General features: G+C 61.5%; 15 protein-coding genes and 1 riboswitch. Of the genes, 9 read left to right on the top strand and 6 right to left on the bottom strand.

The genetic code is table 11. The features are described from left to right. Positions 1–208 precede the first annotated feature (208 nt). Positions 209–333, top strand: a riboswitch (cobalamin riboswitch). A gap of 138 nt (positions 334–471) precedes the next feature. Beyond that, positions 472–1,905: a hypothetical protein gene (locus GX444_12465; GenBank protein NLH49395.1), complete on the top strand. Its 1,434-nt coding sequence runs from the start codon at positions 472–474 to the stop codon at positions 1,903–1,905. A gap of 50 nt (positions 1,906–1,955) precedes the next feature. Here the strand turns inward: GX444_12465 and GX444_12460 are convergent, their stop codons facing one another. The 6 genes from GX444_12460 to GX444_12435 form a co-directional block, all read right to left on the bottom strand. Next, a complete protein-coding gene (locus GX444_12460; protein NLH49394.1) occupies positions 1,956–3,107 on the bottom strand; it encodes a hypothetical protein in 1,152 nt (383 codons plus the stop codon). Positions 3,108–3,293: 186 nt separating this feature from the next. Then, the gene (locus GX444_12455) at positions 3,294–5,780 is read right to left on the bottom strand and encodes a valine--tRNA ligase (protein NLH49393.1); all 2,487 of its coding nucleotides are present in this window, start codon (positions 5,778–5,780) and stop codon (positions 3,294–3,296) included. A 295-nt stretch (positions 5,781–6,075) separates the two neighbouring features. Beyond that, positions 6,076–8,418: a hypothetical protein gene (locus GX444_12450; protein ID NLH49392.1), complete on the bottom strand. Its 2,343-nt coding sequence runs from the start codon at positions 8,416–8,418 to the stop codon at positions 6,076–6,078. Further along, the gene (locus GX444_12445; GenBank protein ID NLH49391.1) at positions 8,415–10,454 is read right to left on the bottom strand and encodes a lactonase family protein; all 2,040 of its coding nucleotides are present in this window, start codon (positions 10,452–10,454) and stop codon (positions 8,415–8,417) included. Before GX444_12445 ends, GX444_12450 begins: the two co-directional genes overlap by 4 nt. Before the next feature lie 208 nt (positions 10,455–10,662). Continuing rightward, on the bottom strand, positions 10,663–12,993 hold the full coding sequence (locus GX444_12440; GenBank protein NLH49390.1) for a hypothetical protein: 2,331 nt from the start codon (positions 12,991–12,993) through the stop codon (positions 10,663–10,665). 306 nt (positions 12,994–13,299) lie between these two features. Further along, a complete protein-coding gene (locus GX444_12435; GenBank protein ID NLH49389.1) occupies positions 13,300–14,196 on the bottom strand; it encodes an HDOD domain-containing protein in 897 nt (298 codons plus the stop codon). A 73-nt stretch (positions 14,197–14,269) separates the two neighbouring features. Between GX444_12435 and GX444_12430 the strand changes: the two genes are divergently transcribed. The 8 genes from GX444_12430 to argS all read left to right on the top strand — a co-directional run bounded on the left by GX444_12430 (position 14,270) and on the right by argS (position 22,355). Further along, positions 14,270–16,456, top strand: coding sequence for an ATP-dependent RecD-like DNA helicase (locus GX444_12430; protein NLH49388.1), 2,187 nt, complete (start codon positions 14,270–14,272; stop codon positions 16,454–16,456). Continuing rightward, on the top strand, positions 16,453–17,337 hold the full coding sequence (locus GX444_12425; GenBank protein ID NLH49387.1) for a hypothetical protein: 885 nt from the start codon (positions 16,453–16,455) through the stop codon (positions 17,335–17,337). The genes GX444_12430 and GX444_12425 overlap by 4 nt, the downstream gene beginning before the upstream one ends. Then, positions 17,324–18,148: a CPBP family intramembrane metalloprotease gene (locus tag GX444_12420; protein NLH49386.1), complete on the top strand. Its 825-nt coding sequence runs from the start codon at positions 17,324–17,326 to the stop codon at positions 18,146–18,148. Before GX444_12425 ends, GX444_12420 begins: the two co-directional genes overlap by 14 nt. Positions 18,149–18,298: 150 nt before the next feature. Further along, entirely contained in the window at positions 18,299–19,021 is a 723-nt protein-coding gene (locus GX444_12415) for a porin family protein (protein NLH49385.1), read from the top strand. A gap of 16 nt (positions 19,022–19,037) precedes the next feature. Beyond that, positions 19,038–19,685: a fructose-6-phosphate aldolase gene (gene fsa, locus GX444_12410; GenBank protein ID NLH49384.1), complete on the top strand. Its 648-nt coding sequence runs from the start codon at positions 19,038–19,040 to the stop codon at positions 19,683–19,685. Positions 19,686–19,832: 147 nt separating this feature from the next. Next, the gene (locus GX444_12405; GenBank protein NLH49383.1) at positions 19,833–20,192 is read left to right on the top strand and encodes a cupin domain-containing protein; all 360 of its coding nucleotides are present in this window, start codon (positions 19,833–19,835) and stop codon (positions 20,190–20,192) included. A 33-nt stretch (positions 20,193–20,225) separates the two neighbouring features. Then, positions 20,226–20,579 (top strand): cytoplasmic protein, encoded by a 354-nt coding sequence (locus GX444_12400; protein ID NLH49382.1) that lies wholly within the window; start codon positions 20,226–20,228, stop codon positions 20,577–20,579. A 36-nt stretch (positions 20,580–20,615) separates the two neighbouring features. Next, complete coding sequence (argS, locus tag GX444_12395) at positions 20,616–22,355, top strand: arginine--tRNA ligase (protein ID NLH49381.1); 1,740 nt, start codon at positions 20,616–20,618, stop codon at positions 22,353–22,355. Positions 22,356–22,508 lie beyond the last annotated feature (153 nt).

Genomic DNA, 22,508 nt, shown 5'->3' with positions numbered 1-22,508 from the left:
GGGCAGCTGCCCCTCCAGGACGCAGACCAGCAACCTCATCCGCTGTAACTCCTTGGGAGTCATCGAAATCATGTCCTTCTTCATGGGGGACATAATCGCTAAGCAGTTACAGGGGACAAAGTCGCTAAGCTAATACAGGCCCGCCGGTTCTGCTTGTTGCCTCCCTTTTTTCATGGTAAAGAAAACCCATTCGAGACGCGATGCGCGGAGGGAAGCCGGTGCGAAGCCGGCACGGCCCCGCCACTGTAAGGGACGAGTTTTTCGCCACGACGCCACTTGGCAACGGCCTGGGAAGGCGGCGAAAAACGCCACGAGTCCCGAGTCAGGAAACCTGGCGCATCGCCCTGGTGGCCTTCCGGCTCTTCGTGGGTGAGAGCCAGGTCGGGAGCGGCATTTCCGGCCGTTTCCCATCCTGCCCAACCTGCGAACCGGTCGGCTCAACGTTCCACAATTTTTTTCTGGAGGTATGCGATGAGGAGTTTTGTGGATCGCTGGGCTTGTCTGGTCGCGTTGCTGGCCTTGCTGGCGCTGTCGTGTTCGACGGCCGGCTGCGGCGACGACGACGACGACAACGATTCCGGCAACGGCGACGACGACGGATCGCCCGATGACGACGACGCTTCACCGGGCGACGACGACAGCGGCGACGACGACAATGATGACAACGACACCGGCGACGCGGACGAAATCCGGGTCGAGCCGAACGCGGAGATGATCCCCGCCGGCACGAGCTTCCAGTACACCGCCAGCGGCATCATCGGCGGCGTCGACGTCACCGACGGCTTCACCTGGACGATCGGCGACGAGGCGATTGCCACCGTGAACGCTACGGGGCTCGTCACCGGCGTGGCCAACGGCCAGACCGAGGTGATCGCCACGCTGACCGATCACCACGACAGCGCCTACGTGCTGGTCGGCCCCGACGCCTATTCGTTCGACAACCTGGCCGGCGTCGTCACCGCCGTCGACCGTGGCAACCAGACCGGCGTCGCGGATCTGCTCGCCGGCAAGGGTTCGGTCGGCGCGGTGATTCAGGACATCAAGTTCTACGAGGGCTATCTGCTGCTCACCGATTCCGGCGACGCGGGCGTCGGGACCACGGGTTTGGAAAAGGTGGTCGTGGTGGATCTGTTCGACAAAAGCGTGCGGTCCCGGACGCTGGAAATGGACAGCCCCTGGGCGTCGGCCGCCGTCAAGGTGGATTTCAAGCACTGGATCTACACGACCGGCAATCTGGACAACCGCCTGGCCGCCGTCGAACTGACCGATTCGGACGAGGACCTGGGCGAACCGACGTACTACGACCTGGACGCCGCTTGCGCGCCGAGCGACATCGTGGAACTGGGCGGCCTGCTGTACATCGCCTGCACCGGTTTCCACCTCGACGATTTCTCCTACGATCCGGGCAAGGTGATCGTTTTCGATCCGGAAGCCGGGCAGATCCAGGCGCGGCTCGACCTGCCGCAGGTGAACCCGAGCCGGTTTGCGCCGGCGCTCGACGGCGTGACCTTGTACGTGGTCTGCACGGGCAACTATTTCGACCAGTTCGGGCAGATCGTCGAGATCGGATCCGGCGGGCTGACGGTCGTGGATTCCTTCGACCTGGGCACGGCGCCGGGAACGATCGGCATCGGCGGCAACGGCCTGGCCTTCGTCGGCGAGATGATGGCCGGCAGCGTGTACGTCTTCGACACCGCCGACAACACGGTGTTGCACGGAGCGGACGACCCGCTGCCGATTCCCGACGCGTTCTGGATTCAGGGCCTGGGCGTGCATCCGGACGACGGCGGCGTCTACGTCTGCGATCAAGGCAACGGCGTCGTGCGCGTGCTGGCGGGCGAAGACCCGTTCGCCGAGGTGTTCCACGTCAGTTTGCCGAATCCGGGCGGTGTGGCTTTCTGGTAAGCGAATTAACCAATCGACGAGGCAACGCGGCCCGCCGGCGGGCCGCGTTTTTATTTGGTGTCGGCGGATGTCGCCGGCTGCAATTCGACGAGAAATTTTTTCAGATAGCCGCCGATCCGCATGGTGCGCGCCGATTCCTGCGAGGCGTGCGGGATGGAGTAATCGGCGATCATTCCCAGCCGCCGTTCCAGCAGGCGCAACACGGCCTGTTCGTTGGCTCCTTCCACCCCCAGGTCGCGGCTCAGCCGGACGTAAAGATAAAACATGACGTCGGGGTTGGCCGCCAGGATGTCGAGGTTGCGGTTGATGTCGCCGCCGACCCGCGACTTGATCTTGACCAGGTATTCGCAGATCGAATGCGCGGCCAGCAGGCAACGGATGCGGCGCGTATCGCGGAACACTTCCGACATCTTGAGGCATTGAAAGAGGATGTTGCCGGCCAGGTCCTCGTCGAGCGATTTTTCGGCTTGCGAGAAACGGCGGTAACGGTACAGCGCCTCGTATAATTCGTCGAAGGGGATCGGGGTCGCGCCGCGCATCTGCGTCCGGCGATGCAGGTAGAGCAGATCGGCCAGTTGCAGTTCCAGCACCGCGCCCAGTACGCCGTAGGATTGGTAGAAAAACGGCCCTGCCGCCGACAGCGGGTTCCATTGGAAATCTTTTTTAATGGTGCGGAAAATTTTGGTGACCTTCAGCGGATCGAGCGGCTCTTCGCCCTCGGCGTAGTTCGTTTTGGAGCACATTTCGAGCTGGTGGGCGAGCAGTTTGCCCAGCGCCTCGCGGCGGATGCCGGGCTGATCGGCCGGGGGCAGCATATTTTCGATATCGAAGCCGGCGTAACGCAACGAGGCGAGGAAAAAGGCCAGCCGCCGCCCGATGGCCGTTTCGCGATCCGGATTGAAGTAGACGTACATCTTGTAAAAGACGTTGGGATCGAGATTGTACTTCGGCCCTTTGGACGTTTCGGTGATGTTGATGCGCCCGCTGTAGGTGAACAGATCGTCGGGGCAAAAATAGTTGTCGAAGTAGATCAACTGATTGCTGGGCGGCGCCGGATCGAACTCGACGCCGCGGGCGATCGGCAGGAAGTAGCTGTTGTACTCGATTTTATCGGCCGGCAGATCGACCGTGCAGCCGAGCAACGAATGTTCGCCGCAGACCGGGCACGGGCCGGACTTCGGGTGGACCTTGAATTCGGCCAAGCAAACAGCCTTTCTCTCCCCGGCTCATTGTCGCATCATCCAGTTTGCCGTCGCAAGCGAAACCGATGGCGGGCTTTCCGTGCCCGGCGGGGAGTGAGTATCCCATTTTTCGGCTCAAAGGCAGTCAATTGACTGTTAAGAAGTGAAATCGGATAGTTGCGCGGTTTTCTTGAGCGCATTTTTCGGTCAATTCGCTTCTTTCGGCTTTTTTTCACCCAGCACGAGCGCCAGGGTGATGCCTTCCATCTCGGTCGGCACCTCGCCGGCCGGCGCGAAACCGATCGCGTCGGCGCGGGCCGCCGCGCGCAGATCCTCGAGCACCGGCGTCAGGAATTCGCGCTGGCGATCCGAACAGGTCACCTGGATCGAGCGCAACGGGTGGCCCTGATGGACGGCCTGGGTCGTTTTCCAGCGGCGCGCGCCGGTGAGGATGGCGACCAGCGTCCGGCCCAGCTCGTCGGCGGCTTCGTCGATAGCGCCTTCGTCGGCTTGCGGCCAGGCGGAAATGTGCAGCGACGGCGCGCCTTCGTCGGCGCGGAAGACGATCTGGTAAAGTTCCTCGGTGATGTAGGGGATGAACGGCGCGAAGAGTTTGAGCACCCCCAGCCCGATCGTCCGCAGCGTATGCCGCGCGGCTTCCACCTGCTCGGGCGCGAAGCGGTCCGGGCTCCAGAACCGTTCCTTGATGATCTCCAGGTAGTTGTCGCAGAACTCGGCGAAGAAGAACCGCTCGGCGGTCTTGAGCGCCAGACTGTATTCGTATTCCTCCAGGTAGCGGGTCGTCTGCCGAACCACCTGGTGGAAGCGCGACAGGATCCAGCGATCCACGGGGGTCGGCGCGCCGGGCTTCACATCGAGGCGGTTGCCGTCGGCGTCCTGCAGGTACATCGAGATGAAGCGGATCGCGTTCCACAGCTTGTTCATCAGGCGCTTGCCGTCGGCCACGTCGCGCTCGGTGTAGCGCAGGTCGCTACCGAGGTTGGCGCCGGCCGACCAGTAGCGCAGGGCGTCGGCGCTGTACTTCTTGATGACGTCCATCGGGTCGACGAAATTGCCGGCCCGCTTCGACATCTTCTTGCCCTTTTCGTCGAGGCCCCAGCCGCTGATCATCACGTGTTTCCAGGGCAGGGTGCCGGTGTGGTGATGGCTTTTCACCACGGTGTAGAAGAGCCAGGTGCGGATGATCTCGAACGCCTGGACGCGGATGTCCATCGGGTAGATCCGCTGGTGCAGCGGATCGGCGAACGCCCAGCGCGAATTGATCAGCGGCGTCAACGACGAGGTCATCCAGGTGTCCATCACGTCGGGCTCGCCGTCGAAGGTTTCGCCGCCGCAGCGGGCGCATTTCGTCCCGGCCGGGGGCGGGGTCTGCGTCGGATCGACGGGCAGCAGTTCACGCGGCGCGATCAGCGGTTCGTGGCATTCGCGGCAGTACCAGAGCGGAAACGGCACGCCGTAGTAGCGCTGCCGGCTGATGCACCAATCCCACTTCAGGCCGTTGATCCAGTCGTCCAGCCGGATCTTCATGAACGGCGGGTACCAGCCCACTTCGCCGCCGCGTTGCAGGTATTCGTCCTGGTGGCCCAGGACTTTAATGAACCATTGCGGGCTGTGGTAGAACTCGACGGTGTGGCCGCAGCGTTCGTGGACGCCGACGTTGTGCGCCAGCGGCTGGCTGCCGAGCAGCAGGCCCTCGGCCTTGAGTTTTTCGATGATCGCCTTGCGCGCCGGCTCCATGGCCATTCCGGCGAATTCGCCGCCCAGCTCGTTGAGGCGACCGTGCGCGTCGAAGAGCAGGCGGGTGTCGAGGTTGTCCTGTTTCCACTTGATGACGTCCTCGTTGTCGCCCCAGGTGCAGACCATCATCAGGCCGGTACCGTAGCTCATGTCGACGGCTGGGCTGGTCTTGATCGGCACGGAATAGTTGAACAGCGGCACGCGCGCCGTCTTGCCGATCAGCGCCTGGTGGCGTTCGTCTTCCGGATTCACGTACAAAGCGACGCAAGCCGGCAGCAGCTCGGGCCGGGTGGTGGCGATGATCAGCCGTTCGCCGTTTTCGCCGAGAAACACGATGTCGTTCAGGGCGCTGGATTTTTCCTCGATTTCGACGTCGGCCTGGGCGAGGCTGGTCTGGCAGGAAAAGCAATACTGGATCGGCTCATTGCGCCGCTCGATCAGCCCTTTTTCGTAAAGGTCCAGAAAACTCGTCTGGCTGGTGCGCCGGCTGCGCGGGTCGATGGTCGAGTAGGTGAGCGACCAGTCGACGCTGATCGCCAGCGCTTCCCACAGTTGCCGGTAGGTTTCGGCGCCGAGCTTGGTTTCCTTCAGGCAGAGTTCGACGAACTCGGGCCGGGTGATTTTGCCTTTGTTGATCTTGTATTTGGTCTCGACGTACCGCTCGGTCGGCAGGCCGTTGTCGTCGAAGCCCATCGGATAGAAGACGTTGAAGCCGTTCATCCGCTTGAACCGGACGATGAACTCGGCCTGGCTGTAGCTCATCGCATGGCCGACGTGCAGGTGCGCCGAACTGACGTAAGGCGGCGGGGTGTCGACCGAAAAAATCGGTTTGTCGCTTTTCGGGTCGAACCGGTGAATGCCCTGTTCTTCCCACATTTGGCGCAAGCGCGCTTCGGTTTCCAGCGGATTGTATTGTTTGGGAAATTCGAAAGCCAAGGGTTCCTCCTTTGCGCACCATGTTCCGGTGCCCGTCCCGAACGGTTGTTTCAAGGCGGCGAATCTATTCGATAATGTGAGGAAAAGTCAAGCGATGACGGTTTCTCAGTCCGGTGGTCGCCTACCCGCGGGCGGTTCTGGCTAGCCGGGTGTTGAAAAACACCCGGCGTGCGATCCAGGGATGGATCGCCATTTTCGGTAACTTCCGAAGTTGCCGAAAATGAAGCGAAAGAAAAACCACGCTTTTTGTTGAGCGCGGTTGAAAAAGGCCAGGACGGCCTTTTTCAACAGACTGCTAAGGGGCCACCGCGACGGTTTTACTGGCCGTGATCAGTTCAACGATCGGGAACGCCGGTCCCTTCCCGCCGTAGACCCAATCGACGAACGCCTGGCTGGCCCGGCGATGGTTCCAGCGGACGACGATCGTCAGCGGACCACGGGCGTCGACGGGAATGGGGGCTTGATAGACGTCTTCCACCGTCTTGAGCGGATCGATCCGCCGCGCGCCCTGAACACCGCCGACCCGCCAGATGCTGCAATCGCGGATGACGTTGCCGTCGCGGTCCAGCACCTTCGCGCCCAACCGGTGTGCGTTGGGATCGAGCTGGCGGTTCTCCTCGTCCAGCGAGCCGCTGTGAAACACGATCCGGCCGGTCTGGTCGGTGATGATCGCTTCCAGCCACACCTCGTTGAGCGAGGACGGACCAGCATGGAAATAATGGCCCACGCGGCTGTTTTTCGTTTTCACGAGAAAGCGCAGCGCCTCGCCGGGCGAAATTTGCGCCGGTGTTTCCAGCGTCAGTTCGAGGAAAGGCATCGCGTCCGGCCAGGGATAGCGACCGGTCGTCAGTTGTCGCGTGAAGTCTTCCATTTTATGGACGGCCTTCATGGTCTCCTTGTCGCCGGAAACCGTCAGGGACAGGCCGACATTGAGCCCGGGAATCCGGTGGTCCGGGTAGTCGAAATTCCGCACGTCGATCCGCCGGTACGGCATGTGACATGTGACGCAGGTTTCGCCCTTTTTGGCGTACTCGGATTTTTTCATCGAAGTATGCAGATCGGTCACTTTCATGTCGTGCGGCAAGCCGGTCAGGAAGGACGGCATGGCCGAAACGTGGCAGCCCGAGCAGATTTCACTCGAAACAGACAGGTGGGGAATGCTGTAGTTGCGGAAGTGCAGGCGCAAATCCCAGCGAATGTAACTGCCCCATTTCTTCAGGTAATCCGGGTCGTCGAGGGTAACCGGATAATACGATTCGGGGCGGACTTCGTAGAGGCCGTCCCAGGGGCGCTCGGTCCGGACCCCGTAGGTCATCAGGTGGCAGGATTTGCAGGTGACGCCCTCGCTTTTTTTCAACTGCTCGATGGTGATGCCTTTTTCCCGGTCGGGGTGCAAAACCAGCGACGGGGCATGGCAGTTCAGGCAGAAGTAATTCAATTCGTCCGAGCCGAGTTCCGCCGCCATGCGCTCGATGACCTTGACGAAAAAATCGTTGGACGCGGCGAAATGGTGCGGCGAACCGCGCCAATCCTCGACGATGTCCGGATGGCAAGCCGGCTGCCCGCAGACGGTGAAGTCGTCGAAGGGCCGTTCCGTGCCGCGGGGGAATGCCCCTTTCGCCGACGCCGGCGGCGGGCCGTTGTAAGTGACATAGGTGGTGCTGTTCCGGCGCGCTTTTTCGGTCAGCCGGTTGATCGAGTACGGCGGCCAGAAATGCTGCCCGGCGTCGTAACCGAACCATTTCCAGTTTTCGTAGACCGAAAACCCGGCCAGACCGAACAACGTCAGCAGGACGATTGCCAGCATGGCCCGCCGCACCGCCGCCGGCCGTTCGATCCGCCACTGCGGCCAGACGTGCCGTGCCGTCAGGCCGACGAGCAGAGGCAGCAGCAGCATCGGTATTTCGCCGTGGATATAAAGCACATACAGGCCCATGTTGTTGTTCAGCCAGGAATTGAACGGCTCGGCGAGGTAAGCGCCGGAAGCGAAAGTCAGCGTGACGATGACGGTCAACGCGATACCGGCCCGATACATCGGCGAATCGCCTTCCGCGCCGAGACCGTCGCCGATCCGCCGGCCGATGAAAAGGCAGGCGATGAAGATCGGAATGTTGAGGTACCATTCGACGAAAGTCGCGTAATTGAGCGTCAGCATCAGCGCCGACAGCAATCCGCCCAGCAAGAGAAAGTGGACGGCCAGGGAAACCGAGGCGTAGTGGCGCACGTGCCGATAAAGGTAAATGAAAAACACCGGCCAGATGAGGTAGCCGAGCCAGGAATGAATTTTGATCAGCGCGAAATAGAAGCGGGTCCAGCCGGGATGCAGAAAAACGATCAGACCGGTCAAAGCGGTGGCCACCAGACCGCCGTATAACAGCCAGGCCAAAACGCGTTGCGTGGAATCCTGTTCGATCCGGCGGGCCGTGGTCGAAAATTCGACCGGCGGGTTGTTCCAGATGTCGAGGAAGGAACGGCCCAGAATCCAGACGGTGCCGGCCGGGCCCGTCAGGATCGCGCCGAATATCGGCCAGAAGCCGGGACGCCTTCCGGCCCGCAAGAGCAACCAGGAAAACAGCACCGCCAGCGGCCAGGCAAAGGCGAAATAAAAGAAAATTTCGTGGATGGTCACCGTATTCATCGAATTGCCTTGCCTTCACTCGCCGCGAACCCGGGCAGGGAGATTTTCCGCGTTTCCCAATGGCCGGTTTTTTCGGTCAACTCGTAAAGACCGGCGGCTCCGGCCGCGATTAAAAAGCGGTCATGGTCGACCGTGATTTTATACGGGAAACCCGCCAAACGAAAATCGGCGATCCGGTTGAACGCCTCGGCCGTCCGGCGATAAACCGTCAGCCGATCCGGAAAACCGCCGACCAAGAGCAGATCATCCACAGGCAGTAGTGAAAGGACGTCGCTCGAATGGATCATCAGGCGCGGCGCCGTCTTCGGTTCGGAATACAGATGGATTTTGTCGCCGCCGCAGGCCAGGGCAAACAACCGGCCGTCCGGCGAGGTGTTGCCTTTCAGACAGCGGGTCGGCGCGCTTGGCGCCGATACGGCGCCGTCCACCGGCAGCAGTTGCAGCGGACCGCTGAAATTGGTGCCGATAAATTGCTCGTGCCAGGCGTTGACCCCCATTCCGTAAAGGTCGGGCGCCGGTGTCGGTTGCGGTAGCGGTTGAAACCGCGGCGGGTCGGCTCGCGGGTCGAAGCGATAGAGCAAAACGCCGTAAACGCCGTTGGCGGTCGCCAGGCGATCGGGCGGAGAAAACGCGGTGGCGAAGACGTGTTCCGGGGTGGGGATGTCCAACTGCTCCCGGAGCTCGCCGTTCGCGCCCAATGAAAAAATGTGGGTGCCGGAGAGGTCGCCGGCGGCGGCAAAGAGATGATCGCCCAGCGGCATGACGTCGAAGACGAACGACGGCAGCGTGATCGCGGACACCTTTCGCCAGCCGTCCGCGCTTTCGGCATAGACCGCCAGCCCGCCGTTGCCCAGCGCCGCGACGTAGTAGTCGTCGATGAGGGCCACGCCGCGCAATTCGTCGGGCGGCCGCCAGGAGGCGATCGGATCGGTTCGATCCGAGGCGAATTGAAAGAGGCCCGCACCGGTGGAAACGGCATAGACGTACGGCGGCCGCACCGCCAGCGCCAGAATGATCTTGTCCTCGCCGAGGGAATAGACGCGAACCGGGTCGGTCAGCGCGATCGGATCGGCCGCCAGGTCGTAAACATAGATTTTTCCATGCGACGACGGGATATAAAGCAGCGAACCGTCGATCTCCAAATCGAGCACCTCGCCGTCGTCGGGCCGCGCCCACGATAGCAGGCTCACCCCGCCGTCGGCTTTTCGATGGAATACGGCGACCCCTTTTTCGCGCATGGCGACGTAGAGCTGGTCTTGATAGGCCAAGAGGCGCAGCGGCGGCGGATCGATGTTCCGCGTTCGGCTCGGCGCGGTCAGTTCGGCGGCGAACCGGGTCGTGATGTCCTGGCCCGTCGCGCCGTCCGGGCGAAAAGTCACCAGCCCCTGATTGCCGTCGGCGGCGACCAGGCCGGTTCCCCACGTGGCGACATCGTTGGTCATCCAGGCAGAGCCCTCGTCTGCGAACGGATTCAGGTTGCCGTAACGGGCTCCGATCAAAACGGGAGTGCCGTCGGACCGCAACCGAAAGGCCGCCACGCCGCCCTCGCGATTGGCCAGAAACAATTTGCCGTCGCGGATTTGAATGCCGAAACCGTAGCCGCGAAATAGAGTTTGGCCCAATTTTTTCGGGGCGCAGGGATCGCGCCAGTCGTACCAGGCCAGGTTGACGATACCCGCCGCCGCGTACAAAACGCCGTCGGCGAACACCAGGTCATGAACGATGCCGATATCGCTCAATTGCGCGCAAACCTCGAAAGTCGAACCGCTTTTCCGCAGGGCGAGCACGGAAGTGGACAGGCCGACGGCCAGGTGTTCGTCGTCGATCGGCACGGCGCGGGTCAAGAGGGAACCCCAACCGGCGAGAACGGCCGGGCGCATGATGTAATGGCGGAAGAGCAGCTCGCGCAGTCGCGTTTCGCAGGCGTGCGGGAAAAGCAGGAGGGCGCCGAACAGGATGAGAATAAAAGATAAAAAGGCGAAAAAAGCGACTTTTAGCAGCCGCCGGGCCAGACCGCGTCGCGGGCGATTTTTCATCGGCGATCCGCTCCGCAGGATTGCGCCGGGTGTTGTTCGAAGGTTTTTACGGTTGAATTCAAGCTTTTTTCTCCCCAGTCGGACTATATTAAGCGGAATATTGAATGGCAAGCGAGAAGAACAAGGGAAAAGGAAAGAAAGAATTGAAGGCAAATGGACCGCATCAGGTCTGGCGTTTCCCTGGCCCGATTCCGAGGTGAATTTTTATTCAACGACCGCAAGCATCGTCGTCGTCATTGTCATCGCCGGATGATGGAGTAGGCGAGAGATCATCGTCGTTGTCATTGTCATCGTCATCGACGGTGTCGTTGTCATCGTTATCGTCGTTGTCATCGTTGTCATCGTTGTCGTCGTTGTCGTCGTTATCGTTATCATCGTCATCATCGTCGTCGTCGTCATCGTCATCGCTGATTTCACCGATCGGCGCGACCAGTGGCTTGGTGGAGAGGCATTCGATGTCACTGGAGAGCAGGCGATAACAGGCGACGAGATCCTCGCCCTCAACCCAAAGGGCCGGCGAGTATTGGTAGGAATTGGGATAAAAAGGCATGGCGTCGGTCGACAAGGTGGTCGTTTCCCAGTTCTGGTCCACCAGGTGATACAATTCCAAGACGTTATCGGTGTCGTTGTAAGTCAGGAAGTATGGAAAACCGTTTTGGTCACCGGCCACTTTCAACAATTGATGTCCAGTCGCCACCGTTTGGATATCCCACGACGGACCTTCTTTTTCCGCGTAATAAACGACATAAGGATTCAAAGTATAATAAAGCAGATGCACCTGGCCTTCCGTATCGCAGGTAATGCCGGCGTAATGATAGGGGTCGTTGGTATCGTCCACCACCTCGCTGACGAAGCCGGTATTTTCGTCCGCGTAACGAAGCGTGCTGTTTTTAATATACACCAGCCGCGCCTTGTCGTCCGGGCAGATGGCGGCTGCCCCCTCGGAAGCACCGGTATCGATCAGGGTCGGCGTGTCGAGCGCTTGGCCATGCCGGCGCCAGGCGAAGTACACTTCGCTGTTCGTGAAATCATAGTCCGTCCAAGTGACGGCCAGATCCTCGACGCCGGCGATATTCGCGCTCGAGACCACCGAATAGCTGTCCACGAGATAGGTTTCCGCGATGACGCCGCCGTTCCAATTCAGTCGATTGAACAGCATCGGCGCCTCCTTACTCGTCTGACCTTCGATCCAGAACCAACCTTCATCGTTGAGCGCGATGCCCATTTGCGAATATGGCCAGCTGGAGGTTCCTCCCAGTTCCGGAAGGATTTCCCAATGATCCGCCAACGGCCGATAGGCGGTGAATAAATAGGCATCGTTGCCCAGGTGAGCGTAGCGCATGGCTAAAATCGCTTGAATCTCGTCGCCGCTGACGCGGGCGGCTATTCCGAGAGTTATCGGATAGAAGGATTGGAGGAGTTCGTACGATTCGGACGGACTGGAATATACCAAGGGCGGATTGTAATCGGTCGCGTCGCCGGACATGGTCAGCGAGTGGCAGCCGTCCTCGACCACCACGCTGGACGAGGTGATGAAACCGATTGCCCAGGGGACGGTTATCGAGGGGCAGCCGGAACCGCCATTGTAGGTGTCGTAATCTTTTTCATCGGCGTTCGGATAATATTGGTAAACGCAGACCGGTTCGCCGCTGCTACCGGGCTGTAGATCGAGAACGTAGGTCCCGTAGTCATTACTGGATTCTTCCGGCGTGACGATCCAGTCGTACCAATTCCATCCGTTATCGTCGCGCTGCATGAGATAGGCGCTGTCGTGATCGCTGGCCGCCGTGTACAAAACGCCGGCGCTGTTGGCGGTGATCATGACGGTGACTTCGGAATAGTCGCTGTCCGGCCTGGGAATTGTTTCCCGGTTCCAACTGCCTGCCGCGGTGCGCCAATAATGAGCGGTCTGGCCGCCCGGTTGCGACCGTTCGGCGACGGCGACATGAGGCACGCCGTCGGGGGTGAAGGTCAACGAATCGGGCGAGAGAATGTGCCACGTATCGAGCCAGTCGGTGGTCTCCGATCGCCAGGCGTCGCCGTCTTGGTAAAGATAAACGAAATCATCGTTGGCGTCCTGACACATCAGCGCCGGCTCGAGGTTCGGCCGTTGCGCCGCCGACAACAAGGTCGAGCAATCCACCGTTTCGTCCAGCGGCGTGATGGTCCAGCCGCCTCCGGTTCGCCGAATGATTTCCACCGGCGCGTCCGAGTCTTCGGTGATGACCCCGAAAACGCCCGAATTGTCGGTGAACAGATAGGCCTGGTACAAATCGACGCCGTCGTCGATTTCCTCGAGCGCGCAGGCATCCTCGGCGTCGCAAATCGCCGCCCAGAGCCCGGGGCGGTCGAAGAGGAAAATATATTCGCCCGTATCCGGGTCGTGGACCGCGCCGTGCCCGAGCGGCAGTTCGACTTCGGCTCCGGCGAAAAAGCGCGAGACATGCCAATCAGGGTCGGCCGACGCGGGCGACGCCGACAACAGACAAAACAGAATCAGCCAACCGCCAAAACGAAAATAGTAGTTGCTGTTGTGCATTGTCGGTTCCTATTTGCAGGATTCAACGCACATATCATGCAAAAATCACACCAATAATAAGTAATTTACGGAGCGTTAAATAAGAAAATATCCTTTTGTTGGAGTCTGAGCGGCAAAACATCCGGTAAGTATCGGTCTTTCATATGATTTTCAACACCGATCGCCGGACGTGAAAAAGCGGTCGAATGAAATGGAAATAAAAACCGGGATGACAGAACGATCGATTCCGTCCGTTTAACGTCGTCGGTGCGCTGAAAATTCCGCGCGGTTGCTTAAATTACTGCTCGGCGAGCGCTTTCGGAGCCGCTACATTTCTCCCGCTTGCTGGAAAAGCTGTTCCAGCTTCTGCGGGTGATCCTGATAGGTGGCGAGTTTTTTCTCGATCATCTTGCGCTCGATCAAAAGCCCGGCCTGTTCCAGCGCCTTTTTATCGCGCGACGCGAAGAACTGATCCAGGTCGGTCAGCGGTTCGTCCATGTACGAGGGAACGCCGAGCAACCAGGCGAGCAGATTGGCGTAGTAGAGCACCGTCGCCAGTTCCCGGTCGGTTTTGGTCTCCCAGGGGGCATGGTGGTGTTGCACCGCCTCGACCAGATAGGGCGGCAATTGCCAGCGTTTGAGCAATACGCTGCCCACGTAGGCGTGGGTGGCGCCGAGGTAACGTTCCTCGATTTGCAACGGCCGGGAGTCGGGTTCCTGGCGCACGGTTTCGACGATTTCGGCGAACTCGGCGGGGAAATATTGGTCGAGCACGACCTTGCCCACGTCGTGCAACAGGCCGGCGGTGAACAGGCTTGTCTTGTAGCGCGGGTTCGGGAACCACGGCCCGAGTTCGCGCGTCAGCGTGGCGACCAGCAGGCTGTGCCGCCAAAACAGGTTGCGATCGAAGAGCCCGGTATTGGCTTTGAGCGTCAGGGTTTTAAAGATCGACGACGACAAGGCGATGTTGCGCACTTCCTCGAAGCCGAGCAGCACGATGGCCTGGCGGGCCGATTCGATGCGGTACGGCACGCCGTAAACCGGGCTGTTGGCCACACGCAGAACGTTGGCGGTCAGCGATTGATCGGTGGTGATCACTTCGAGCAGGTCGGCGGCGCTGCTGTCTTCCTGCGAGGTGATATCCACGATCCGGTTGAGGATGGACGGCAAGGTCGGCAATTGCTCGATCTGTTTCAGGACCTGACTTAGCTGAGTCGTCGTCATGCAACCATCCTTGTTGGCTCACCAGATAAAATTAACGTATATACTAGGCTTTGGAAAGAACGAATCGCAAGCCATGACGAACGAAACTCAACATTTAGCGGGCCAGATCAGCCGCTTCGTGTATCGCAACGAGGAAACCGGCTATTCCGTGGCCCACTGCGCCCTGGCCGGCGGCGGCAACGCCGTGTTGGTCGGGGTTTTTCCGCAATTGGCGCCGGGCGAAACGATCCGCGCCGCAGGGCGTTGGGAAACCGATCCGCGCCACGGCCGGCAATTCCGCGTCGATTCCTACGAACCCACCCGGCCCGACGACGCCGCGGCGATCGCCCGCTACCTGGGCTCGGGATTGATCAAGGGCATCGGCCCCGCGCTGGCCGAGGCGATCGTCAAGCATTTCGGCTTGAAGACCTTCGACGTGCTCGATCGCCAGCCCAAGCGGCTGCGCGAAGTGCCGGGCATCGGCAAGCAGAAAGCCGCCGCCGTCGTCGAGGCCTGGGGCAAGGTGCGCGACGGCCGCGAGATCGGGCTGCTCCTGCAAAAGGCCGGCGCATCCCGCCAACTCGCGCCGCGCCTGTTGCTGGAGTTGGGCCCCGAGGCGCTGACGATCATGAAAAGCGATCCGTTCCAACTCGCCGGCCGGGTGCGCGGCATCGGTTTTCTGACCGCCGACCGCATCGCCGGGCAACTGGGTTTCGCCCCCGACGATCCGGCGCGGCTGCGCGGCGGGTTGGTGCACGCGGTCGAGGAAATGGTCGCGGACGGCAACACGGCGGTGTCGGTCGCGGACGCCGTGGCGGGAGCGGTGCGCCTGCTGGGCGTGGCGCCGGAATGGATCGATCCGCAGGTCGAGGGCCTCATCGCCGCCGGACGGCTGACGCGCGAAACCCAGAACGGCGACCCCGTGCTTTCGCCGCCGGCGCTGGCCGCGGCGGAAAAACGCCTGGCGCGGCGCCTGCGCGACATCGAACGCGGCGCCAGCCGGTTCCGTCGCATCAAAGAACGGGAAGCGGCCGCCTGGGTGGAAAAACGGCTGCGACTCGAACTGTCGCCCGAGCAGCGGGAAGCGGTGCTGGCCGCGTTCCGGCGGCCGTTGACGGTGATCACCGGCGGCCCCGGCACGGGCAAGACGACCATCGTGCGGGCGATCTGCGAAATCGGCGAGGCGCTCGATCATACGGTGGCCCTGGCCGCGCCGACCGGCCGCGCCGCCAAGCGCCTGGGCGAGTCGTCGGGCCGGATCGCCAAAACGGTGCATCGCCTGCTCGAAATCAATCCGCGGCTCAACCGGTTCGAGCGCCATGGCAACAATCCGCTCGAGGCCGACCTCGTCGTCTGCGACGAGGCGAGCATGCTCGACGTTCAGCTCGCCGCGGCCCTAACCGACGCCGTCGGCCGGGGCGCACACCTCGTGCTGGTCGGCGACGTCGATCAACTGCCCAGCGTCGGCCCCGGCAACGTCCTGGGCGATCTGATCGATTGCCCGTGGGTCGAAACGCGCCGCCTGACCCGCATCTACCGGCAGGCCCTGGGCAGCCGCATCGTCACCAATGCGCACCGCATCCGCGACGGACTGCTGCCCGAGCTGGCGGGCGGAAAGGACAGCGACTTCTTTTTCATCGAGGAGGACGATCCGGAAAAGTTGCGCGAACTGGTGGTCGATCTGGCGGCGCGAAGGCTGCCGCAGACCTACGGCTTCGACCCGTTCCTGGACATCATGGTGCTGGCGCCGATGCACCGGGGCGAGGCGGGCGTCGCGCGGCTCAACGAAGCCTTGCGCGACCGCCTCAATCCGAGCGGCCCCGCGCTGACGATCGGCGAGCGGCTGTATCGGCTCGGCGACAAGGTGATGCAGATGGCCAACGATTACGACAACGAAATCTACAACGGCGATCTGGGGCGCGTATCGCGGCTGGACGTCGAGGGACGGCAACTGGTCGTCGAATTCGACGGCCGGCCGGTGACGCTCGCGACCGCCGCGTTGGACGACCTGACGCCCGCCTATGCCGTCAGCGTGCACAAATCGCAGGGCAGCGAGTATCCGTGTGTCGTCGCGCCGCTCCATACGCAACATTACCTGCTGCTGGCCCGCAACCTGCTGTACACGGCGGTGACGCGGGGCAAGCGGCTGGTGGTGCTCTGCGGCTCGCGGCGCGCGCTCGAACGGGCGGTGCGCAACGACGAGGCGCAGCGCCGCCGGACCCTACTCGGCCAATGGTTGGAAAAAGCCGGTGAAACGCCGAAGCGCGGGGCAACATCATGATCGACTTATCCGCCGTTCATTTGCTGGCGATCGCCTCGCCCGCCGACAGTGTGATTTCCTTCGCCGTCTGGATTTCGGTGATGGAGGTGGTCTGCGGCCTGCTGGTCGGCTACGCGACGCGCTATCTGTTCCACCACGGCCGGTTTTTCACCTTCTGGATCGAACTGGTGGCGTTGGGCCTGGCCGGCTCGGTACTGATGGGTTTGATCGGCGAAAAAACGACGGTCATGCGGCTGGTCCTGGCGGTGGAATTTCTCTGGTTGAGCGTGGGTTTCGTCTGCGGCCTGCTCATTTCGCCGGTCGACAAGCCGAACCTGCAGCGCTGCCGGTCGCGAATCGCCGCGGATCGCCCCGATCGCCTGATTCTGGTCAAACCGCGCGCCCAAAAGAACTGGCGGCGGATTTTCGCCTTTCTGACGGTCTGGGCCTTGTTCTGGAACCTGTTCGTCGGATTGGTTCTGCGCCCGGAAGCGGACGCCGGCGAATACCGCGCTTATCAATTGCTGCTGGGCCTTTTCTTCGTAGTGTTTCTGGCCGTGTGGCTGCTCGTCCGCGCGCCGGTTTCCCGCCTGACCATCGACGGCAAGGCCCGCCGCCTCGTCCAGATTGAAAAAAAGGCGACCAAATGGGAGCTGTCGTTCGACGAAATCCGCCGGGTGACCTTCAGCCGGATCGTCGCCAAAAGCGGCAACGACTTCCACATCACGCTGGCGCTGGCCACCGCCGCCGGTAAATCCAATATCGTGGACGAGGGCATCGATGGCGCCTATCTGGCGGCGGTCGGCAAGAAAATCGCCCAACTGTTGGGCGTGCCATTCGACGATTTGCAGGACGCGCTGGACCACGAGGTGAAGCCGGAGGATGAGCTTGGCGGAAAGTAGGCCGGACTTCCGGTGGCGGGATTTGGCCGGCGAAATCGTTGCGCCGCCGCGCTTGTCCTGGCCGGGGGCGCTGTTGGCGCTTTCCTTGACGGCCGCCTATCTCTCCCTGTCATTTTTCAATGACGAACATCACTTCTCCATCATCATCGGCCTGACGGCATTGACCGGTCTGGCGTTTTTTTGGCACGTCGAATCTTGCCTGCACCTCGGGCTGCTTCTGACCCTCACGGCGATTTGTCTGGAACTGCCGCCGCTACGCGACGCCTGGCCGCTGCCGCCGCTCATCGCCATTGCCGGGTATCTGGTTTTGGTTGATATCTGGCCGCGATTGCGCCGTTCGCTGGAATGGCCGCGGCTCGGCCGCCTGGGCAGACGGGAATGGCGGTGGATCGCTTTGACCGTGGTGGTTTCCAGTGCGGCCCTGGTGATCTGGTTTTTTACGGTGCGGCCTGACCTCGCGGACCTGAAAGCCAAGGTGCCCGCCTGGTCGCCGTGGTGGTTGGCTTTTGCCGGCGTCTGCTTCGCCGGCGGCAACGCGTTGGCGGAAGAAGTGATTTTTCGCGGTTTGATTCAACAAGCGCTGACGGCCGCGTTCGGCCGGATCGGCGGACTTTGCCTCCAGGCGGCGGCGTTCGGACTGTTGCATATCCACGGTTTTCCACGCGGCTGGTCCGGCGTTTTTCTGGCGGCGATCTACGGCCTGATGCTGGGCGCGATCCGCCTGGTTTCCCGTGGCCTGCTTGCCCCCTGGGTGGCGCACGTTTTCGCCGATCTGACGATTTTCGGCATTCTGGTGCTGCTCGCCGGGTGAAAATTTTCGCATTGTCCCGCGCTTCGGCCTTTCGACCGCTGACTCCCCCACCGCTGGAATCGGTTTGTCGATTAAAATCAATATGTTGTGGTGAATGAAAAAATTTCAGGAAAAATCCTTGACAGATCGGCCTCGATAAGGATAATGACCATGATTCCATATGTTGTGGTCATCATCATCCAGCGTATCAAGATGTTGAAAAAAGCATACATAATCGCGGTATTTATCGTTTGTGGGGTTTTGCTCCACGCGGGGCCGGCTCCGGCATCCAATGTCGGCGGGCTCAGTTACAACATCGGGCCGTCGTTTTCGGTCGGCGCCGGCGTCGGTTTTTCGATGCATGACATCCACGTCATCGAAAACGACGACATCAGCGACCAGATGAGCACCAGCCGCTTTCTGGTCAAGGCGGACATCGCGCCGATCCGCTACGTCGACATTTACGGCCTGATCGGCGTGGGCGATTTGCAACTCGACGACGGCGATTATTCCGGCTCGCTGGGCACGACCTACGGCGGCGGCTTGCGGCCGCAACTTTTCCCGCTGACCTGGAAAAGCCCGCTGAACGTCACGCTGGACGCGCAATACCTTGAGACGCAGACGCGCGACAGCACCATGGCCGCGCGGTTGATGGAATTTCAGGCCAGCCTGATCGCCTCCTACGTGATGCGCAGCCTAGCGCCGTACGGCGGCATCAAATACGACCGGATGGCGGTGCAGTTCGACGGCAGCACGAACGACATCGAGGGCGACATGGATTGGGGCGCGTTCATCGGTTGCGACTACTTCGTGACCCAGAACGTGTTCTTCAACCTGGAACTGTCGATTTTCACCGAAACCGCCGTCTTCCTGGCGACCGGCTTCAAATACTAGACGAAGGGCCGCGAAGATGAAATTTTTCCTCGATACCGCCGACATCCAGGAGATCAAGCAAGGCGTCGAGATGGGTCTCGTCGACGGCGTGACCACCAATCCGTCGCTGATCGCGAAGACCGGCAAGAGTTTCGAGGAAGTGGCGCCCGAGATCACGCGGCTCGTCTCCGGGCCGATCAGCCTTGAGGTCATCGCCGAGGACGCCAAGGGCATGATCGCCGAGGCCCGTGAGCTTGCCAAACTGGCCGCGAACGTCGTGGTTAAAATCCCGATGACCGAGGAAGGCATCAAGGCGGTCCGGGTTTTGTGCGACGAAGGCATCCGCAGCAACGTCACCCTGATCTTTTCGGCCAGCCAGGCGTTGATCGCCGCCAAGGCGGGCGCGGCCTACGTCAGCCCGTTCGTCGGCCGGCTCGACGACGTCAGCGAAGTCGGCATGGACCTGATCGAAAAGATCAAGATCATTTTCGACAACTACGGCTACGATACCGAAATCATCGTGGCCAGCATCCGCCATCCGTTGCACGTGGTGGATGCCGCGCTGGCCGGCGCGGATATCGCGACCGTGCCGTTGAAGGTGCTCAAACAAATGTTTACCCATCCTCTCACCGACCTGGGGATCGCGAAGTTCCAAGCGGACTTCCGTAAAATCCCCAAACGGTGACGGATACGCCTGACCATCATCCTTATTTAGGGCCGTGATCCTTCCCCCCCAAAACCCCGTCACGGCCCCTTTTTTTATCCTTTTTCCGGTGGAAACGGCCGCGGCGGCACTCTATACTGCCGACTTGTCACGAAACCGGATGCAATCATGACCGAGGGAAATTACATCGATCATCGCCCGTGGGGCAGTTTCGAGGTGTTGCTGCTGGAGAACGGCTATCAGGTCAAGCGGATCATTGTGTTGCCGGGCCAACGGCTCAGTTTGCAGTACCACCGCCGGCGCGAGGAACATTGGTTCGTGGTGAGCGGCGTCGGCCTGGCGACGCGGGGCGAGGAAGCGATTCCGGTCGCCGCGGGCGTCGCGCTCGACATTCCCCTCGGCACCGCGCACCGGATGCAGAACACCGGCGACGACCCCCTGGTGTTCATCGAAATCCAACGCGGCGATTACCTCGGCGAGGACGACATCGTGCGCCTGACCGATGACTATGGGCGGATGCCCGGCTGATCACCGGCCCGAATTCGATTGTGGAGGAACCCGATGGTGAAAAAGGCTGCGCTGTTTGCCTTCAACGGCGAACCGATGTGTTTCGTGCACGTACTACTCAATGCCTTTGACCTGAAGGAGCGCGATTACGCCGTGACGATCGTCATCGAGGGATCGGCCACCAAGCTGATCAAGGAATTTCAGGAACACCCGGAACAACCGTTCGCCGCGTTGTATTTCCAAGCGCGTGACGCGGGCCTGATCGATTGCGCCTGCCTGGCCTGCGCGACGAAAATGGGGGCCGCCGACAGTGCCCGCGAACAAGGCATCGAATTACGTGGCGAGATGAAGGGCCACCCGAGCATCGGGCATTACCTGGAACACGGCTATGAGGTGTTTACATTTTAGGGGATCGACCCCCCTGTTTGTTTTTCCGGAGCGAACATGCAACTGCGACATTGGTTGGAAAACGAATTCACCGGCCTGCTTTCCCGGCTGACCGGCGGTGATTCTCCCGCGATCGTCAAGGAAACGGCGAATCCGAAGTTCGGCGACTATCAGATCAACGGCGTGATGGGGGCGGCGAAAAAACTGGGGAAAAATCCGCGCGAACTGGCCCAGTCCCTCGTCGCGGCGGCCCGGATCGACGCGAAACTCGAGGCTCAGGGCATGTTCGGCGAACCCGAAATCGCCGGGCCGGGGTTCGTCAATCTGCGGCTGGACGCCGGCTTCCTAAACCGCCGGCTGGCCGAACTGGCCCGCGACGAGCGGCTCGGCGTCGAGCCGGTCGAATCGCCGCGCACGGTCGTCGTCGATTTTTCCAGCCCCAACGTCGCCAAGCCGCTGCACGTTGGCCATCTGCGCAGCACGATCCTCGGCGACTCCATCGCGCGGTTGCTGCGCTTTCTCGGCCATCGCGTAATCGGCGACAACCACGTCGGCGACTGGGGCACGCAGTTCGGCATGTTGATCTGGGGTTTCCGGCGGTGGGGCGACGAAGCCGCGCTGCAGGCGCACCCGACCGACGAGCTGGAGCGTGTCTACAAGCTGGCCAACGACGCCGTGAAAAACGACGCGGCGCAGGCCGATCAGGCGCGCGCCGAACTGGCCAAGTTGCAGGCCGGCGATTCGGACAACCGCGCCTTGTGGCGGCGTTTCGCGGCGGCCTCGCGCGCCGAGGTCGACAAGATTTACGCGCGGCTCGGGGTGACCTTCGACGAGTGGCGTGGCGAAAGCGCCTATCATGACGACCTGGCGCCGTTGGTGGCGGATCTGACGGCGCGCGGCATCGCCCGCGAGGACGAGGGCGCGGTGCTCGTCTACTTCGGGCCGGACGACGATCCGCAACTGGCCGACAAGCCGTTCATGATCCGCAAATCGGATGGCGCGTTCAATTACGCGACCACCGACCTGGCGACCATCCGCTACCGCCACGACGCGCATCGCGCCGACGAGATCGTCTACGTCGTCGACAAGCGGCAGAGCCTGCACTTCGTCCAGTTGTTCGCGGCGGCGCGCAAAATGGGCTATGCGCAGCGGCTGGTGCACGTGGGCTTCGGCACGATCCTGGGCGCCGACGGCCGGCCGATCAAAACGCGCGAGGGCGGCACGATCCGCCTGGCGGATTTGCTGGCCGAGGCGGCGCAGCGCGCCCAGGCCATCATGGCCGAGAAGGGCGTCGATCTGCCCGCGGAGGAAAAGCGGCAGGTCGCCGAAATCGTCGGCATCGGCGCGGTGAAATACGCCGACCTTTCGCAAAACCGCAACAGCGATTACCGCTTCGACTGGGACAAGCTGCTGGCCTTCGACGGCAACACCGCGCCCTATCTGCAGTACGTCTACGCGCGGATTCGCTCGATCTTCCGTAAACTGGGCGCGCCCGACTGGCGCCTGGCGACCGACGCCCCCGTGGCCGTCGAGCACGAATCCGAACGCGCCCTGGCGCTGACACTGCTGCGTTTCGCCGATGTCGTGCACGACGTGCCGGTGGAGTACTACCCGAACCTGCTCGGCGAGCACCTGTTCAACCTGGCGCAGGCGTTCAATTCGTTCTACCGCGACTGTTCCGTGCTATCCTCGGAAGGCGTGACGCGCGACACCCGCCTGGCGCTCTGCGACGCGACCGCGCGGCAGATTCGTCTCGGCCTGTTTTTGCTGGGCATCGAGGTTCCGGAGCGGATGTAGGTTTTCGCGGTCGCCTGTTTATACTTAGGCAATATGTCCCCTCAACTGTGCAGCAAAAATGTCCCCTTGGTTACGTAGAGTTCGGAGCCGAGGCCTGATAGACCCACGTCCAGTTGGTTGTTCCCTTTCGATTTTCCGTTTTGCATCGGGCTT

Source organism: Myxococcales bacterium, assembly GCA_012517325.1.
Classification (GTDB): domain Bacteria; phylum Lernaellota; class Lernaellaia; order Lernaellales; family Lernaellaceae; genus JAAYVF01.
Note: the sequence above shows the minus strand (reverse complement) of the source record. Positions and strands in the feature narration are given on the sequence as shown.

Bases quoted from the DNA above. Each gene is read 5' to 3' on its own strand.
- GX444_12465 (NLH49395.1), top strand. From the start codon at position 472: ATGAGGAGTTTTGTGGATCGCTGGGCTTGTCTGGTCGCGTTGCTGGCC.
- GX444_12450 (NLH49392.1), bottom strand. From the start codon at position 8,418: ATGAATACGGTGACCATCCACGAAATTTTCTTTTATTTCGCCTTTGCC.
- GX444_12445 (NLH49391.1), bottom strand. From the start codon at position 10,454: ATGAAAAATCGCCCGCGACGCGGTCTGGCCCGGCGGCTGCTAAAAGTC.
- GX444_12440 (NLH49390.1), bottom strand. From the start codon at position 12,993: ATGCACAACAGCAACTACTATTTTCGTTTTGGCGGTTGGCTGATTCTG.
- GX444_12435 (NLH49389.1), bottom strand. From the start codon at position 14,196: ATGACGACGACTCAGCTAAGTCAGGTCCTGAAACAGATCGAGCAATTG.
- GX444_12430 (NLH49388.1), top strand. From the start codon at position 14,270: ATGACGAACGAAACTCAACATTTAGCGGGCCAGATCAGCCGCTTCGTG.
- GX444_12425 (NLH49387.1), top strand. From the start codon at position 16,453: ATGATCGACTTATCCGCCGTTCATTTGCTGGCGATCGCCTCGCCCGCC.
- GX444_12415 (NLH49385.1), top strand. From the start codon at position 18,299: ATGATTCCATATGTTGTGGTCATCATCATCCAGCGTATCAAGATGTTG.
- fsa (NLH49384.1), top strand. From the start codon at position 19,038: ATGAAATTTTTCCTCGATACCGCCGACATCCAGGAGATCAAGCAAGGC.
- GX444_12405 (NLH49383.1), top strand. From the start codon at position 19,833: ATGACCGAGGGAAATTACATCGATCATCGCCCGTGGGGCAGTTTCGAG.
- GX444_12400 (NLH49382.1), top strand. From the start codon at position 20,226: ATGGTGAAAAAGGCTGCGCTGTTTGCCTTCAACGGCGAACCGATGTGT.
- argS (NLH49381.1), top strand. From the start codon at position 20,616: ATGCAACTGCGACATTGGTTGGAAAACGAATTCACCGGCCTGCTTTCC.